The following is a 16,196-nucleotide window of genomic DNA, read 5'->3' on the forward strand; positions in this document are numbered from 1 at the left end:
GCTCAGTGAAGCACCCGCGACGGACGCGCGTCCGAGTGTTACGCCCCGAGCGGCCCGACGCCCTGCAGCGACGAGTCGTCCGCGGCGTCCTTGACCGCGCGCGCGGCCCGCAGGCCCGCGGAGAGGTCCTCGATGATGTCGTCGATGCTCTCGAGGCCCACCGACAGGCGCACGAGCCCGGGCGTGACGCCCGCCGTGAGCTGCTGCTCCGGCGTGAGCTGCGCGTGCGTGGTCGACGCCGGGTGGATCACGAGGCTCCGCACGTCGCCGATGTTGGCCAGGTGGCTGAACAGCTGCAGCGAGTCGACGAGCGCGCGCCCGGCGTCCACCCCGCCCTTCAGCTCGAAGGAGAGCACGGCGCCGACGCCGCGCGGCGCGTAGCGGTTCGCCGCCGCGTACCAGGGGCTCGACGGCAGGCCCGCGTAGTAGACGTTCGCGATGTCGTCGTGGGAGTCGAGCCACTCGGCGACAGCCTGCGCGTTCTGCACGTGCCGCTCGATGCGGAGGCTCAGCGTCTCGATGCCCTGGATGAGCTGCCAGGCGCTCGCCGGCGCGATGGACGCCCCCAGGTCGCGCAGCAGCTGCACGCGCGCCTTGATGACGTACGCGATCCCGTCGCCCAGCGCCTCCGTGTAGGTGACGCCGTGGTACGACGCGTCGGGCGTCGTGAGCCCGGGGAACCGCTCCGCGTGCTCCGACCACGGGAAGCGGCCGCCGTCGACGACCAGGCCGCCGATCACCGTGCCGTGGCCGCCGAGGAACTTGGTGGCGGAGTGCACCACGATGTCGGCGCCGTGCTCGAACGGGCGGATGAGGTACGGCGTCGCGATCGTGTTGTCGACGATGAGCGGGACCCCGGCCGCGTGGGCCTTGTCGGCGACGGCGCGGATGTCGAGGATGTTGATCCGCGGGTTGCCGATGGTCTCCGCGAAGAAGAGCTTGGTGTTCGGCCGGACCGCGCGGGCCCAGGCCTCGGGGTCGTCCTGGTCCTCGACGAACGTCGTCTCGATGCCGAGCTTCGCGAGCGTGTACTTGAAGAGGTTGTAGGTGCCGCCGTAGATCGACGAGCTCGAGACGATGTGGTCGCCCGCCTGCGCGATGTTGAGCACCGCGAACGTCGACGCCGACTGACCGGACGCCACGAGGAGCGCCGCCGTGCCGCCCTCGAGGGCCGCGACCCGCTCCTCCACCACCGCCTGCGTGGGGTTCTGGATGCGCGTGTAGATGTTGCCGAACTCCGCCAGCGCGAAGAGGTCCTGCGCGTGCGCCGAGTCCTTGAAGACGTAGGAGGTGGTCTGGTAGATCGGCGTCGCGCGCGCGTTCGTGACGGGATCCGGCGCGGCTCCCGCGTGGATCTGCTGCGTCTCGAAGCGCCAGCCGGCTGCCCGGTCCTCGTCGTGGTCGCTCATCGTCGTCCCTCCCTCGTGCGTCGGTGCCGCCCGTCCGGGCGCATCTCGACAGTAGGAAGCGCCGCCTCCACCGGTCAACGCGGCCCGACGCGGGACGTAACCGGGCCGCATCGAGGGCGTGCGACGGACCGGGGCCGCGCGAGGCGGCCACCTGCTCGCGCGTTCCCTACGCTGGGGTCATGTCCACAGCGAAGAGGGTCGTCGTCACGGGTGCGAGCTCGGGGATCGGGGCCGCCACCGTCCGCATGTTCCGGAGCCGGGGGTGGGACGTCGTCGGCGTCGCCCGCCGGGAGGACCGCCTGCGGGCGCTCGCCGAGGAGACCGGCGCGTCCTACGCCGTCGCCGACCTCACGGTGCAGGCCGACGTCGACGCCCTCCGCGACCACCTCCGGGAGACCGGCGACGTGCACGCGCTCGTCAACAACGCCGGGGGAGCGGTCGGCACCGACTCCGTCGAGGGCGGGTCCGCCGCCGACTGGGCCTGGATGTACGAGATCAACGTGCTCGCCGTGCAGCGCGTGACGAGCGCCCTGCTGCCCCTGCTGCGCGCCGGCGTGCCCGCGGGCGGTAGCGCCGACGTCGTGACCGTCAGCTCCATCGCCGCGCATGTGCCCTACGAGGGCGGCGGCGGGTACAACGCGGCGAAGGCCGCCGTCCACGCGATGCTCGGCGTGCTGCGCCTGGAGCTCGCGGGGGAGCCGATCCGCGTGATCGAGATCGCGCCGGGCCAGGTGCGCACCGAGGAGTTCTCGCTCGTGCGCTTCGGCGGCGACCGGGCCAAGGCGGACGCGGTCTACGAGGGCGTGCCGGGACCCCTCACCGCGGAGGACGTGGCCGAGGCGATCGTGCACGCGGTGGAGCTGCCGCCGCACGTGAACGTCGACCTGCTGAGCCTCAAGCCCGTGGCGCAGGCCGCGCCGCACAAGCTGGTGCGTCGGCCGCTCGCGGTGCGCGAGGAGCTCACCGACCGCGGATGAGCGCCCCCGCGGGCGTCGGGTGCCCGTTGCCGCGCCCGGCGGACCGCGTCAGGCGGCGGGGGCGGCCGGGACGGCGGGGATCTCCGGCAGCGGCCCCGTGAGGAAGCCCTGCACGACCGGGCCGTGCAGCGCGACGACCGTCTCGCGCGACATGCTCGCGATGGGCTCCATCCGCCAGATGTAGCGCGTGATGGCGATGCCGCCGAGGGCCGCGCCGACGAGCGAGTTGCGGATGTCGGCCTCCGCGGCGGGGGTGCCCTCCGGCAGCGCGCCCATCCAGTGCTGCGGGGCCGCCTCGGCGAAGCGCTTGTAGGCGGTGCTGTCGTGGTCCGAGGTGACGGTGACCCAGCGCATGATCGTCGAGCCCACCGGGTGCTCCCACGTGTGCAGGGCCGCGTCGACCAGCGCGGCGCCGCGCTCCTCCACGGGCAGCTCGCGCATGCGGACGTAGGGGGCGAGGAGGTCCTCGGAGGGCCGGAGCGCCTCCTCGAGCAGGGCCTCGAGGGAGCCGAAGTAGTAGCGGACGAGGCTCGGGTCGACGCTGGCGGCCGCGGCGATGCGTCGGGCGCTCACGCGGTCGGCGCCCGACTCGATGAACAGCATCCGGGCCGCGTCGATGATGCTGGCGCGGGCGTCGCCCGTGGTGCGGGGGCCGCGGCGGCGGGGTCCGGGGTCGTCCCCTCCACGGGTGGATGCATCGAGCTCGTGCGCCAGTACGGCCATGGGGCGTCCCTCTCGTGTCATGAGCGACCACCGTAACCGCGGGCCGTCGGCCGGATGCCCCGGATGGGGGAATTGTGAACAACCCGTCGGCCGCCATGTAGTTTCGTCGAGGCATGTCCGTGCCGCTCCCGTGCTGCAGAAAGCCTCCGCGTGCCCCTGGTCCTCCCTCTCCCGTTCGAGATCGTCTCCCTGACGGTGCTCGTCCTCGTCCTCGTCGCCGACCTGCTGATCGTCTACCGCCGTCCGCACGTCCCCTCCACGAAGGAGTCCGCCCTCTGGGTCGCGTTCTACGTGGGGCTCGCGCTGGTGTTCGCGGTCATCATGCTCGTCGTCGCGGGGCCCGAGCACGCGGGCCAGTTCGTGGCCGGCTGGCTCACCGAGTACAGCCTCAGCATCGACAACCTGTTCGTCTTCGTGATCATCATGAGCCGGTTCAGCGTGCCCCGGAAGTACCAGCAGGAGGTGCTCATGGTGGGCATCATCATCGCGCTCGTGCTCCGCGGCGTGTTCATCCTGCTGGGCGCCGAGCTCATCGAGAGCTACAGCTGGATCTTCTACATCTTCGGCGCGTTCCTGCTCTACACGGCCATCAAGCAGGCCCTGGGGGACGAGGACGAGGAGAGCGAGGACTCGCTCTTCATCCGGTTCCTGCGCCGCCGGCTGAAGATCGCGCCGGACTTCGACGGCTCGAAGGTGCGCACGGTGATCGACGGCCGCAAGGTGCTGACGCCCATGGTCATCGTGTTCGTCTCGATCGGCACCACGGACCTGATCTTCGCCCTCGACTCGATCCCGGCCATCTTCGGCATCACCGAGTCGCCGTTCATCGTCTTCACCGCGAACATCTTCGCCCTCATGGGCCTCCGCCAGCTCTACTTCCTGCTCGGCGGCCTGCTCGACCGGCTCGTGTACCTCAAGTACGGGATCGCGTTCATCCTCTTCTTCATCGGCGTGAAGCTCGTGCTGCACGCGATGCACGAGAACACGCTGCCGTTCGTCAACGGCGGCGAGGGCATCGAGTGGGCGCCCGAGATCCCGACGGTCGTGAGCCTCGTGGTGATCCTCGCGTCGATGATCGTCGCGACCGTCGCGAGCCTCATCAAGATGAAGGTCGACGGCGTCCCGATCACGGGCCCCGACGCCGCGCCCGCCCCGGTCGAGAGTGACGACGACCGGGCCGGACGGTGACCGAGGCGCGCACGATCTCGCTCGGCGGACGCCGCATCGACGTCTCCTGGGCCGCCCGCACCGACGTGGGCAGCGTGCGCGCCGTCAACGAGGACGGGCTCCTCGCGGATCCGCCCGTCTGGCTCGTCGCGGACGGCATGGGCGGCCATGCCTTCGGCGACCGCGCGAGCGCGACGCTCGTGGAGACGTTCGGCGGGCTGTCGGGCGACGCGCCCGTCACGCGCGACCTGATCGTCGAGGCCGTGGACGCGTCCAACGACGCCATCGGCGACCTCATCTCCGGCGACGACCCGCCCGGCACGGTCGCCGGGACGACGCTCGCGGGCGTCGCGCTCGTGCGCGCCGACGACGGCGCACCGCTCTGGATGGTCTTCAACGTGGGCGACTCGCGCGTCTACGCCTGGACCGACGGACGCCTCCAGCAGGTGACCGTCGACCACTCGGCCGTTCAGGAGCTCGTCGACCAGGGCCGCATGACGCGCGCGGAGGCCGAGCGGAGCCCCGTGCGGAACCTCATCACCCGCGCGGTCGGCTCCCACGACGAGGTCGAGGCGGACGAGTGGCTGCTCCCGATCGCCGACCACCAGGTGTTCCTGCTGTGCTCGGACGGGCTCACCAAGGAGCTCGACGACTCCGCCATCTCCGCCGTCCTGCAGCTGGCGCACGTCGACGGCGGGGGCGTGGACCGCGCCGCGGACGCGCTGGTCGCGCAGGCGCTGGCCTCCGGCGGACGCGACAACGTGACCGTCGTGGTCATCGAGGCGACGGCGGCGGACGCGGCTCATGACGAGCCGATGGACGACGGGTCCGCGGGCGCGCCCATCGCCTGAGGAATAGCCGCGGGCACCCGGCGTTAGACTCCCATGATGCGCGAGGGCACCCTCGCGCCCCTGCCATGAGGAGAGCCGCGTGCGGACTGCGAAGACCCTGGCCGAGAAGGTGTGGGCCGACCACCTGGTCGCCGAGGGGGAGGACGGGACCCCCGACCTCCTCTACATCGACCTCCACCTCGTCCACGAGGTGACCAGCCCGCAGGCGTTCGACGGCCTCCGGCTCGCCGGCCGTCCCGTGCGGCGCCCCGACCTCACCATCGCCACCGAGGACCACAACACGCCGACCATCGGCATCGACCGGCCCATCGCCGACCTGACGAGCCGGACGCAGATCCACACGCTGCGCAAGAACGCCGAGGAGTTCGGGATCCGGCTGCACTCGCTCGGCGACATCGAGCAGGGCATCGTCCACGTCGTGGGTCCGCAGCTCGGCCTCACGATGCCGGGCATCACGGTCGTCTGCGGCGACTCGCACACCTCCACGCACGGCGCGTTCGGCGCCATGGCCTTCGGCATCGGCACGAGCGAGGTCGAGCACGTGATGGCCACGCAGACCCTGCCGCTCCAGCCGTTCAAGACCATGGCGGTCACGGTCGAGGGCACGCTGCGTCCGGGCGTCACGGCGAAGGACATCATCCTCGCGGTCATCGCGCAGATCGGCACGGGCGGCGGGCAGGGCTACGTGCTCGAGTACCGCGGCAGCGCCATCCGCTCGCTCTCCATGGAGGGCCGCATGACCATCTGCAACATGTCGATCGAGGCGGGCGCCCGCGCCGGCATGGTCGCCCCCGACCAGACCACGTACGACTACCTCAAGGGCCGCCCGCACGCGCCGACCGGCGCCGACTGGGACGAGGCCGTCGCGTACTGGGAGACCCTCGCCACCGACGACGACGCGGTCTTCGACGCCGAGGTCTTCCTCGACGCCGACACCCTGGAGCCCTTCGTCACGTGGGGCACCAACCCCGGCCAGGGCGTCTCGCTGAGCGAGCCCGTGCCGGATCCCGCCGCCGTCGCCGACCCGAATGAGCGCGCCGCCGCCGAGCGCGCCCTCGCCTACATGGACCTCGCCCCGGGCACGCCCATGAAGGAGATCGCGGTCGACACCGTGTTCATCGGCTCCTGCACGAACAGCCGCGTGGAGGACCTGCGCGCCGCCGCCGAGATCGTGCGCGGCCGCACCAAGGCCGAGGGCGTCCGCGTCATGGTCGTCCCGGGCAGCGCCCGCGTGCGGCTCGAGGCGGAGGCGGAGGGCATCGACAAGGTCTTCACCGACTTCGGCGCCGAGTGGCGCTTCGCCGGCTGCTCCATGTGCCTCGGCATGAACCCCGACCAGCTCGCGCCGGGGGAGCGCTGCGCCTCCACCAGCAACCGCAACTTCGAAGGCCGGCAGGGCAAGGGCGGGCGCACGCACCTCGTGTCGCCGCTCGTCGCCGCGGCCACGGCCATCCGCGGGACGCTCTCGAGCCCGTGGGACCTGCAGGAGCAGGGCGTGGTCGACGCCGCGTCGATCCGCCAGGCCGCCGCCGTCGGACAGGGGGTCTGAGCCGTGGAGCCCATCAGCCGCGTGACCGGCACCGCCGTGCCCCTCCGGCAGTCGAACGTCGACACCGACCAGATCATCCCCGCGCAGTTCCTCAAGCGCGTCACCAAGACCGGGTTCGAGGACGCGCTGTTCTTCCAGTGGCGCCAGGACCCCGACTTCTTCATCAACCAGCCGGTCTACGAGGGCGCGACCGTGCTCGTGGCCGGCCCGGACTTCGGCACGGGCTCGTCCCGCGAGCACGCCGTGTGGGCGTTGCGCGACTACGGCTTCCGGGCCGTGCTCAGCCCGAGGTTCGGCGACATCTTCCGCGGCAACTCGGGGAAGCAGGGCCTCCTCACGGGACTCGTGAGCGAGGACGACGTCGAGAGGCTGTGGGCCGCGATGGACGCGGAGCCCGGACTCGACCTCACCGTCGACCTCGTCGAGCGGGTCGCCACGGCACCCGGCCTGACGGTCCCCTTCGAGATCGACGAATACACTCGGTGGCGGCTCCTCGAGGGGCTCGACGACATCGCCCTCACCCTCCGGGATGAGGAAGCCATCACCACCTTCGAACACGATCGGGCCTCATGGCGCCCGCGCACCTTGCCGGCCCGGCCGGCAGCTCTGGAGAACTGAATGAACTCACTAGTCAGCGACGCCAAGAAGGCGGGAGAGCGGGTGGGTCTCCTGTCCGACTCCATCGTCATCAACGGCGGCATCCCGCTGCGCGGCCGCATCGAGGTCCGCGGGGCCAAGAACCTGGCCACCAAGGCCATGGTCGCGTCCCTCCTCGGCGAGACGCCCAGCCTCCTGCGCTCGGTGCCCGACATCAGCGACGTGCGCGTCGTCTCCGGTCTCCTCGAGGTGCACGGCGTCACGCTCCGCAAGGGCGAGCAGGAGGGCGACCTCATCCTCGACCCGAAGGACGTCGAGAGCGCCCACATGGCGGACATCGACGCCCACGCGGGCAGCTCGCGCATCCCGATCCTCTTCTGCGGCCCGCTGCTGCACCGGCTGGGCGAGGCGTTCATCCCCGACCTCGGCGGCTGCCGCATCGGCGACCGCCCCATCGACTTCCACCTCGATGCGCTGCGCGCGTTCGGCGCCGTCGTCGAGAAGCTCCCGAGCGGCATCCGCCTGACTGCGCCGAACGGCCTGAAGGGCGCGAACGTCGAGCTGCCCTACCCGAGCGTCGGCGCGACCGAGCAGGTGCTGCTCACGGGCGTCCGCGCGAAGGGCATCACGGAGCTCAAGAACGCGGCCATCGAGCCCGAGATCATGGACCTCATCGCGATCCTGCAGAAGATGGGCGCGATCATCTCCGTCGAGCCCAACCGCGTGATCCTCATCGAGGGCGTCGACCGCCTCGAGGGCTACACGCACCGCGCGCTCTTCGACCGCAACGAGGCCGCGAGCTGGGCCTCCGCCGCGCTCGCGACCGGCGGCGACATCTTCGTCGGCGGCGTGCGCCAGGCCGAGATGATGACCTTCCTCAACGTGTTCCGGAAGGTCGGCGGCGCGTTCGACATCGAGGAGGACGGCATCCGGTTCTACCACCCGGGCGGCGACCTCAAGCCCGTGGTCATCGAGACCGACGTGCACCCCGGCTTCATGACGGACTGGCAGCAGCCGCTCGTGGTGGCGCTGACGCAGGCGCCCGGCGTCTCGATCATCCACGAGACCGTGTACGAGAACCGCTTCGGCTTCACGGACGCGCTCAACGAGATGGGCGCCGACATCGTCGTGCACAAGGAGGGCCTCGAGGGCCACGAGCGCCGCGTGGCGCGTCGCGACTTCGAGCAGGCCGCGGTCATCACCGGGCCGACGCACCTGCACGGCGCGGACATCACCGTGCCCGACCTCCGCGGCGGGTTCAGCCACCTCATCGCCGCGCTCACGGCCGAGGGCCGGTCCACCGTCAGCAACGTCGGGATCATCTCCCGCGGCTACGAGGACTTCATCGGGAAGCTGCGCCAGCTCGGCGCGGACTTCTCCTACGAGGGATAGCCTCGCCGGCGGCGCCCGCGCCGCCTGAGCCGATCGGGCGCGTCCACGAGGACGCGCCCGGTCCTCCGCCGGGCGGATCCGGCGGGCGACCGACGACGACCGCGACCCGACCGGAGGATCCATGGCGAACGAGAAGGCCCGACCGTCGATCTTCTGGGTGCTGGCCGCGCTCGTGCTGCCGGTGCTGAACACGGCCGTCCGGTTCGAGATCCGCTACCCGGAGCGCCTGCCCCGCACCGGCTCCTACGTGCTCGCCCCCAACCACCACAGCGAGATCGACCCCGTCGTCATGGGCGCGGTGGCCTGGAAGCTGGGGCGGCTGCCCCGCTTCCTCGCGAAGGCCTCGCTCTTCGACGTGCCCGTGGTGGGCTGGTTCCTCCGCCGCTCCGGGCAGATCCCCGTGCAGCGCGACGGCGGCGTCCGCGGCGGGGAGGCGCTCACCGCGGCGTCCGACCTCGCGCGCGACGGCCGCATCGTCGTCGTCTACCCCGAGGGCACGCTCACGCGCGACCCCGACCTCTGGCCCATGCGCGGGAAGACCGGCGCCGTGCGGCTCGCCCTGCAGGCCGGCATCCCCGTGATCCCCGCCGCGCACTGGGGCACCCAGAAGCTGATGGGCCGCTACTCGAAGCGCGTGCGCCTGTTCCCGCGGACCACCATCCACGTGGCCGTCGGGGAGCCCGTCGACCTCTCCCGCTTCCGCGACCGGAGCCTCGACTCCGCGACCCTCACCGAGGCGACCGCCGTCGTCATGGCCGCCATCACGGAGCTCGTGGAGGAGCTGCGCGGCGAGACCGCCCCGACCGAGCGCTGGGATCCCCGCTCGAAGAACCAGAAGGAGACCGGCCGATTTGAGTGACGCGACCGCGAGCCCCGCATCCGACCCCCGCCCCGCGATTACCGGCGACGCCGACACCGGGGAGCGGCGCCGCATCGTCGTCCTCGGCGCGGGCAGCTGGGGCACCACCTTCGCCAAGGTCATGGCCGACGGCGGCAACGACGTCGTCATGTGGGCCAGGCGACCCGAGCTCGCCCGGGAGATCATCGAGGCCAAGCGCAACAGCGACTACCTGCCGGGCGTGAACCTGCCCCGGCGGCTGACCGCCGACCCGTCGCTCGAGCGCGTGCTCGCGGGCGCCACCGACGTGTTCGTCGGCGTGCCCAGCCAGACGCTCCGGGCGAACCTCGAGGCCGCCCGCGACCTCATCCCGTCCGACGCCGTGGTGGTGAGCCTCATGAAGGGCGTGGAGAAGGGCACGGGCCTGCGGATGAGCGAGGTGATCCAGGAGGTACTCGGCATCGCCCCGGAGCGCATCGCCGTCGCGTCGGGGCCGAACCTCGCGCTCGAGATCGCCCGCGAGCAGCCGACCGCCGTCGTCGTCTCGTCGTCCGACCAGGCCACCGCCGAGCGCGTGGCGAAGATCGCCCGCAGCCCGTACTTCCGCTCGTTCGTGAACACCGACGTCATCGGCACCGAGTTCGGCGGCGTGCTCAAGAACCTCATCGCCGTCGCGGTCGGGATCGTCGACGGCGTCGGGTACGGCGAGAACACGAAGGCGTCGATCATCACCCGCGGCCTCGCCGAGATGACGGCGTTCTCCGTCGCGTACGGCGCTCGCGCCGAGACGCTCGCGGGCCTGGCGGGCCTCGGCGACCTCATCGCCACGTGCGAGTCGTCGCTGTCCCGCAACAACACGGCCGGGCGCCTGCTCGGCCAGGGCTACAGCTTCACCGACGTGGTCACGAGCATGCAGCAGACCGCCGAGGGGCTCTCCTCGGTGGCGCCCGTGCTCGAGCTCGCCCGCCAGCGCGGCGTGCTGATGCCCATCGTGGAGCAGGTGTCGCAGGTGCTCGCGGGCACGCTGTCACCGCGGGACATCGCCCCGCACCTCACGACCGACGACGACACTCCGCAGGGGGAATGACCATGAGCGCACCCGTCCGGGTGGTCCTGCTGTTCGGCGGGACCTCCAGCGAGCACTCCATCAGCTGCGCCACGGCGAGCGGCGTGCTCGGCGCGATCGACCGCGAGCGGTTCGAGGTGATCCCCGTGGGCATCACCCGCACGGGCGCCTTCACGCTGCAGGCGGACGACGCCTCCGCGTTCGCCCTCGACGCCGACGCCATGCCCGAGGTCGTCGACGACGGCACGCGCGTGCGCTGGCCGGACGACGCCTCCAGCCGCGAGCTGCGCGTGCGCGACGCCGACGGCACCGAGCGCTCGCTCGGCCGCGTCGACCTCGTCTTCCCGATCCTGCACGGCACGCAGGGCGAGGACGGCACGGTGCAGGGGATGCTCGAGCTCGCCGGTCTGCCCTACGTCGGCTCGGGCGTGCTCGCCTCGGCGCTCGGCATGGACAAGCACTACGCGAAGACCGTGCTCCAGGCGGCCGGGCTCGCGGTCGCGCCGTGGATCACGGTCACGCGCCGCGAGTGGGCCGCCGATCCCGCGGGGGTCCGGTCGCGGGCCGCCGAGCTCGCCCTGCCGGCGTTCGTGAAGCCCGCGCGGGCGGGATCCAGCGTGGGCGTCAGCCGCGTGGCCGAGGCCGCCGAGCTCGACGCCGCGCTCGAGGTCGCGTTCCGCGAGGACGACCGCGTGCTCGTCGAGGCCGGGCTGGTCGGCCGCGAGGTCGAGTGCGCCATCCTCGACGGCGGTCCGGGCGAGGACCCGCGCGCCTCCGTCGCCGGCGAGATCGTCGTCTCGGGCCGCGCGTTCTACGACTTCGACGCGAAGTACCGCGGGGCGGAGGGCATCGACCTCGTGTGCCCCGCCGACGTGACCGACGCGGAGCTCGCCGAGATGCAGGAGCTGTCGATCCGGGCGTTCCGGGCCGTCGACGGGCGCGGGCTCGCGCGCGTGGACTTCTTCCTCACGGCGGACGGCTTCGTGCTCAACGAGATCAACACCATGCCGGGCTTCACGCCCATCTCGATGTTCCCCGCGTGCTGGGAGGCCTCCGGCATCGCGTACCCCGACCTCATCTCCCGGCTGCTCGACGTGGCGCTCGCATGGGAGGCGGATGCGGCCCGCGCCTGACGGCGGACGCGTGCCGCGCGGCGGCGATCCGGTCGGCAGCCCCGCCGCCGGTCGTCGTGCGGTGATGCGCCTAGGCTCGGACGCATGCTCGTAGGACGCTCCGTCGCCCGACCGCGCGTCCACCCCGACGCCCGACCCGGCGGGCTCCTCCTCCCGGGAGGACGTGCGCGTGGCGGCGTCGCGACGGGCGCCCGGCTGACCCCGCGCGACCGCCCCACGGTGTCCGTCGTGATCCCCGTCCGCGACGACGCCGGGCACCTCGACGCCTGCCTGCGCGCCCTGGCACGGCAGACCGTGGCGCCCGACGAGGTGCTCGTGGTCGACAACGCGTCGTCCGACGCCAGCGCCGACGTCGCGCGGGCGGCGGGCGCGCGCGTGATCCACGAGCCCGTCGTCGGGATCCCCGCGGCCGCGTCCGCCGGGTACGACGCCGCGCGCTCCGAGGTCATCGCCCGCCTCGACGCCGACTGCGTGCCGCCCGCCGACTGGATCGAGCGGCTCGGCGACGTGCTCGCGGCCCGCCCCGACGTCGCCGCCGTGACGGGCGCCGCGCGCTTCCTCGACGGACCCCGCGCGCTCCGCGGGGTCGCCGCGGTGGCGTACCTCGGCGCCTACTTCGCCTCGGTCACGCTCGCGCTCGGGCACCCGCCGCTGTTCGGGTCGAACTTCGCCCTCCGCCGCACGGCGTGGCAGGACGTGCGGTCGGAGGTGCACCGCGAGGGCACCCACCTGCACGACGACATCGACCTCTCGGTGCACCTCGGGCCCGAGCGGCGCATCGTGATCGACCCGCGCCTCGGCATGGGCATCAGCATGCGGCCGCTGACCCGGCCCTCGACGCTGCCGCTGCGGATGAGCCGCGGCATCACGTCGCTGACGCTGCACTGGCCGCGCGAGACGCCGTGGCGGCGCTGGTCGCGGACGGCGCAGCGGGCGATCGACGCGCGCCGCGCATCGCGGGCGACGCCGGCCGGTCGGGACGCGGACGCCGCGCGGGCGCTCAGCTCCCGGGAGGCGGCGCGTCGCCCAGGTCCTGCGCGCTGACGCACTCCGCGGTCTGCGGGATCACGGACACCACGCCGCTGAGGTCGGTGAGCGCGGTGTAGCTCGCCTGGGTCGAGTCGATGACGACCTCGACGGCGGGCGTGCGGCCATAGGTCGTGTAGCGGATGTCGGGCGCGCGCGAGTCGTCCTCCACCCAGTCGACGTCGTCGTAGCTGATGCACGCGTCGGTCGTGGGCCCGGGGGTCGCCACGCCGCAGCGGAGGATGACGGTGCTCTGCGGGTCGCCCCACGCGCCCGTCCCCTGGGCGTCGGTCTCGCGCAGCGGCGCGGTGCCGAGCTGGGCGGGGAGGTGGACGACCACGTCGGCGCACAGCGGATCCGTCGCGGCCGGGGCGGCCTCGAGCGAGACCGTGGGCGCGCAGCCGGCGAGGACGAGGGCGATGCCGCACGCGGCGGCTGCGGCGGCGGCGGTGCGCAGGGCGCGGGCGGGGCGGCGGGGAGTCATCGCGGTCAGGCTACCGTGGCAGACGTGACGACTCCTGGGATGCCCTCGGCCGCGGATCCGACCGACGGGGGCGCCGACGACGCCACGCTCGGCAGCGCGGGGGAGCTCGCGACGCTCGCGCGGATCCTGCCGCACCTGCCGTCCGCCGACGGCGCCGACGTGGGACCCGGCGACGACTGCGCGGTCGTGCGGGCGCCCGACGGCCGGTTCGTCATCACCACCGACATGATGATCGAGGGGCCCGACTTCCGCCTCGCCTGGTCGACCCCGCACGACCTGGGGCGCCGCGCGGCGACCTCCAACCTCGCCGACGTGGCGGCGATGGGCGCGCGGCCCACCGCCCTCCTCGTGGCCATCGCGGCACCCGCGGGCACGCGCGTCGCCGACCTGGAGGCCCTCGCGGACGGGCTGCGCGAGGGCTGCGCCCTGCAGGCGCCCGGGTGCGGCGTCGTGGGCGGCGACCTGTCCGTCTCCGACGCGCTGGCGATCACCGTCACGGCGACGGGGGACCTCGAGGGCCGCGATCCGGTCCTCCGCTCCGGCGCCCGGCCCGGCGACGTGATCGCGGTGGCCGGCACCCTCGGGATGGCCGCGGCGGGCGTGCGGCTCCTCTTCGACCACGCGCGGAGCGCCGCGGCGGGCGGGGAGCCCATGCCCGACGCCGCCCGCGCGCGCGTCCTGCGCGCCGCCCACCCCGCCGCGGTCGAGGCGCAGCTGTCGCCCGTCGCACCGCTCACCGCCGGCGTGGCCGCGGCCCGCGCGGGCGCCACGGCGATGCTCGACGTGTCCGACGGCCTGCTGCTCGACCTCGGCCGCATGGCGCGGGCGAGCGGCGCGGCGATCGACCTGCGCTCCGCCGCCCTGGCCGACGACGCGCGCCGGGTGGCCGGTGCGCACCCGTCGCTGCCGCCGGCCGCCCTCGACCTCGTGCTCACCGGGGGCGAGGACCACGCGCTCGTCGCCGCGTTCCCCGCCGGGACGGACCTGCCGGCGCCGTTCCGCACGATCGGCGTCGTCGGGGGAGCGGGCCCAGGCGGTCCGGCCGTCACCGTGGACGGCGCGCCGTACGCCGGGCCGCGCACGCCGCTCGGCGGCTGGGACCCGTACGCCGACTGGGACGGCGCGCGCTAGGCGTCGGAGCGCTCGGCGTCGTCGTCCGCGTCGGCCGGGGCCTCGTCGGCCGAGGCCTCCTCGGCGACCGCCCACCACACGACGGTGTCGCCGTACGCCTTCCGCCGGTCGGGAGCGAGCCCCGCGGGCCAGGAGGGCTCCGCGGATCGCGCGCTGCGCTCGACCATCACGACGGCGCCGTCGACGAGGCGCGGCGCGAGCAGGGCCAGCTCGTCCGCGAGCTCCGCGTCGCCCACCTCGTAGGGCGGGTCGAGGAAGGCGACGTCGTAGGAGCCGCGGTCGCCCGCGAGGAAGGCGTGCACGCTCTGGGCGGCCACGCGGATCCGCGGTGCGCGTCCCCGCGGGGCCGCCCGCTCCACGATCTGCGCGTTCGAGCGGCAGACGGCGGCGGCCGGCGCCGCGCGCTCCACGAGCACGACCTCGCCCGCGCCGCGGCTGGCGGCCTCGAGGCCGAGGGCGCCGGATCCCGCGTACAGGTCGAGCACGCGCGCCCCGTCGAGCGCGTCCCGGGCCTCGAGCCCGGAGAAGAGCGCCTCGCGCACGCGGTCGCTCGTGGGGCGGGTTCCCGTCTTCGGCACACGGAGGACGAGGGAGCCGGCGAAGCCCGCGACGATGCGGGTCACGACCGGCTCCTCGCGGGTCGCGGGCCGGCGGCGTACGGGGCGGGGTGCACGGGCGACCACGCTACCCGCCCTGTCCGCCGCCGACCGCGTGCCGGACGCCCTCGGATCCCTGACGTATGCTCCAGACACGCCCACGACGCTGGAGGATCTGCGTGACGAGCCCCGAGTCCGAGTCCGTTCCCCTGCACGCCGGATCGGGCCCGCACCCCGCCCGGATCCGCGCCGCCGCGCGCCCGGCGTCGCACGCCCCCGGGATGCCGCTCGAGGAGGTGCGCCGGCTCGCCGACCTCATCCTCGGCAACATCGACGCGGTCATGTCCGGCAAGCAGGACGCCACGCGCATGGCGCTCACCGTCTTCCTCTCCGGCGGGCACCTCCTCATCGAGGACGTGCCGGGCGTCGGGAAGACCATGCTCGCGAAGGCGCTCGCCCGCAGCGTCGACTGCACGGTCAACCGGATCCAGTTCACGCCCGACCTCCTGCCCTCCGACGTCACGGGCGTCTCCGTCTACAGCCAGGCCGACCACCGCTTCGAGTTCCAGCCGGGCGCCGTGTTCGCGAACATCGTCATCGGCGACGAGATCAACCGCGCGAGCCCGAAGACGCAGTCGGCGCTCCTGGAGTGCATGGAGGAGGGGCAGGTCACGGTCGACGGCGTCACCCACGGGCTCCAGCAGCCGTTCACGGTGGTCGCCACGCAGAACCCGGTCGAGATGGAGGGCACCTACGCGCTCCCCGAGGCCCAGCGCGACCGCTTCATGGCGCGGATCTCCATGGGCTACCCCGACGCCTCCGCCGAGCTCGCGATGCTGCGCTCCCGCGACACCGTCAGCCCGCTCGACGAGCTGCGGCCCGTGGTCGACGCCGACGAGCTCGACGCGATGATGCACGCGGCCCGCGGCGTGTACGTGTCCGACCCCGTCGCGCGCTACACCGTGGCGATCGTGCAGGCCACGCGCGGCCACGAGGACATCCGGCTCGGCGCGAGCCCGCGCGCCACCCTCCAGCTCATCCGCGCCGCGAAGACGCGCGCGGCGCTCGAGGGGCGCGACTTCGTGCTCCCCGACGACGTCGACGCCCTCGCGGCCCCCGTGCTCGCGCACCGGCTCGTGGCCACCGGCCGCGCCCTCGGCCAGCGCGGCCGCGGGCAGGCGGCGGTCGTCGAGATCCTCGAGCGCATCGTCGCCTCCACCGCCGTGCCGCTGAGCGCTGCGGGGCGGACGCGCTGAA

16 protein-coding genes are annotated in these 16,196 nt (G+C 73.5%); 12 read left to right on the forward strand and 4 right to left on the reverse strand.

From position 1 onward, the window contains the following. Nucleotides 1–38 precede the first annotated feature (38 nt). Nucleotides 39–1,409 carry a bifunctional o-acetylhomoserine/o-acetylserine sulfhydrylase gene (locus H9X71_RS06340; protein WP_191148827.1) on the reverse strand — a complete coding sequence of 457 codons (1,371 nt, stop codon included), beginning with the start codon at nucleotides 1,407–1,409 and terminating at the stop codon, nucleotides 39–41. Between the two features lie 179 nt (nucleotides 1,410–1,588). Here H9X71_RS06340 and H9X71_RS06345 point away from each other — a divergent pair, with 179 nt between their 5' ends. Continuing rightward, nucleotides 1,589–2,386, forward strand: coding sequence for an SDR family NAD(P)-dependent oxidoreductase (locus H9X71_RS06345; RefSeq protein WP_191148828.1), 798 nt, complete (start codon nucleotides 1,589–1,591; stop codon nucleotides 2,384–2,386). Between the two features lie 48 nt (nucleotides 2,387–2,434). On the opposite strand, the gene H9X71_RS06350 is transcribed toward H9X71_RS06345, so the two are convergent. Next, complete coding sequence (locus H9X71_RS06350) at nucleotides 2,435–3,109, reverse strand: TetR/AcrR family transcriptional regulator (RefSeq protein ID WP_191148829.1); 675 nt, start codon at nucleotides 3,107–3,109, stop codon at nucleotides 2,435–2,437. Between the two features lie 150 nt (nucleotides 3,110–3,259). Here H9X71_RS06350 and H9X71_RS06355 point away from each other — a divergent pair, with 150 nt between their 5' ends. From H9X71_RS06355 to H9X71_RS06395, 9 genes are all read left to right on the forward strand, one after another. After that, nucleotides 3,260–4,297, forward strand: coding sequence for a TerC family protein (locus H9X71_RS06355; RefSeq protein ID WP_191148830.1), 1,038 nt, complete (start codon nucleotides 3,260–3,262; stop codon nucleotides 4,295–4,297). Then, on the forward strand, nucleotides 4,294–5,127 hold the full coding sequence (locus tag H9X71_RS06360) for a PP2C family protein-serine/threonine phosphatase (RefSeq protein WP_191148831.1): 834 nt from the start codon (nucleotides 4,294–4,296) through the stop codon (nucleotides 5,125–5,127). The genes H9X71_RS06355 and H9X71_RS06360 overlap by 4 nt, the downstream gene beginning before the upstream one ends. A 79-nt stretch (nucleotides 5,128–5,206) precedes the next feature. Beyond that, a complete protein-coding gene (gene leuC / locus H9X71_RS06365; protein ID WP_191148832.1) occupies nucleotides 5,207–6,676 on the forward strand; it encodes a 3-isopropylmalate dehydratase large subunit in 1,470 nt (489 codons plus the stop codon). Between the two features lie 3 nt (nucleotides 6,677–6,679). Next, complete coding sequence (gene leuD / locus H9X71_RS06370; RefSeq protein ID WP_191148833.1) at nucleotides 6,680–7,294, forward strand: 3-isopropylmalate dehydratase small subunit; 615 nt, start codon at nucleotides 6,680–6,682, stop codon at nucleotides 7,292–7,294. After that, the gene (gene murA, locus H9X71_RS06375) at nucleotides 7,295–8,665 is read left to right on the forward strand and encodes a UDP-N-acetylglucosamine 1-carboxyvinyltransferase (protein WP_191148834.1); all 1,371 of its coding nucleotides are present in this window, start codon (nucleotides 7,295–7,297) and stop codon (nucleotides 8,663–8,665) included. Nucleotides 8,666–8,786: 121 nt separating this feature from the next. Beyond that, a complete protein-coding gene (locus tag H9X71_RS06380; protein ID WP_191148835.1) occupies nucleotides 8,787–9,524 on the forward strand; it encodes a lysophospholipid acyltransferase family protein in 738 nt (245 codons plus the stop codon). Further along, the gene (locus H9X71_RS06385) at nucleotides 9,517–10,590 is read left to right on the forward strand and encodes an NAD(P)H-dependent glycerol-3-phosphate dehydrogenase (RefSeq protein ID WP_213003961.1); all 1,074 of its coding nucleotides are present in this window, start codon (nucleotides 9,517–9,519) and stop codon (nucleotides 10,588–10,590) included. The genes H9X71_RS06380 and H9X71_RS06385 overlap by 8 nt, the downstream gene beginning before the upstream one ends. A gap of 2 nt (nucleotides 10,591–10,592) precedes the next feature. Continuing rightward, on the forward strand, nucleotides 10,593–11,702 hold the full coding sequence (locus H9X71_RS06390) for a D-alanine--D-alanine ligase family protein (RefSeq protein WP_191148836.1): 1,110 nt from the start codon (nucleotides 10,593–10,595) through the stop codon (nucleotides 11,700–11,702). An 84-nt stretch (nucleotides 11,703–11,786) separates the two neighbouring features. Beyond that, nucleotides 11,787–12,746 (forward strand): glycosyltransferase family 2 protein, encoded by a 960-nt coding sequence (locus H9X71_RS06395; RefSeq protein ID WP_191148837.1) that lies wholly within the window; start codon nucleotides 11,787–11,789, stop codon nucleotides 12,744–12,746. Here H9X71_RS06395 and H9X71_RS06400 read toward each other — a convergent pair. After that, complete coding sequence (locus H9X71_RS06400) at nucleotides 12,703–13,212, reverse strand: DUF3515 domain-containing protein (protein ID WP_191148838.1); 510 nt, start codon at nucleotides 13,210–13,212, stop codon at nucleotides 12,703–12,705. The genes H9X71_RS06395 and H9X71_RS06400 overlap by 44 nt on opposite strands. A gap of 24 nt (nucleotides 13,213–13,236) precedes the next feature. Between H9X71_RS06400 and H9X71_RS06405 the strand changes: the two genes are divergently transcribed. Continuing rightward, nucleotides 13,237–14,343 (forward strand): thiamine-phosphate kinase, encoded by a 1,107-nt coding sequence (locus H9X71_RS06405; RefSeq protein ID WP_191148839.1) that lies wholly within the window; start codon nucleotides 13,237–13,239, stop codon nucleotides 14,341–14,343. Here H9X71_RS06405 and rsmD read toward each other — a convergent pair. Next, nucleotides 14,340–14,966, reverse strand: a complete 627-nt coding sequence (rsmD, locus tag H9X71_RS06410) for a 16S rRNA (guanine(966)-N(2))-methyltransferase RsmD (protein WP_191148840.1) — start codon at nucleotides 14,964–14,966, stop codon at nucleotides 14,340–14,342. The two genes, H9X71_RS06405 and rsmD, sit on opposite strands and share 4 nt — an antisense overlap. A gap of 254 nt (nucleotides 14,967–15,220) precedes the next feature. Between rsmD and H9X71_RS06415 the strand changes: the two genes are divergently transcribed. After that, entirely contained in the window at nucleotides 15,221–16,195 is a 975-nt protein-coding gene (locus tag H9X71_RS06415) for an AAA family ATPase (RefSeq protein WP_191149109.1), read from the forward strand. Nucleotide 16,196: the final 1 nt, after the last annotated feature.

The organism is Clavibacter zhangzhiyongii (assembly GCF_014775655.1).
Classification (GTDB): domain Bacteria; phylum Actinomycetota; class Actinomycetes; order Actinomycetales; family Microbacteriaceae; genus Clavibacter; species Clavibacter zhangzhiyongii.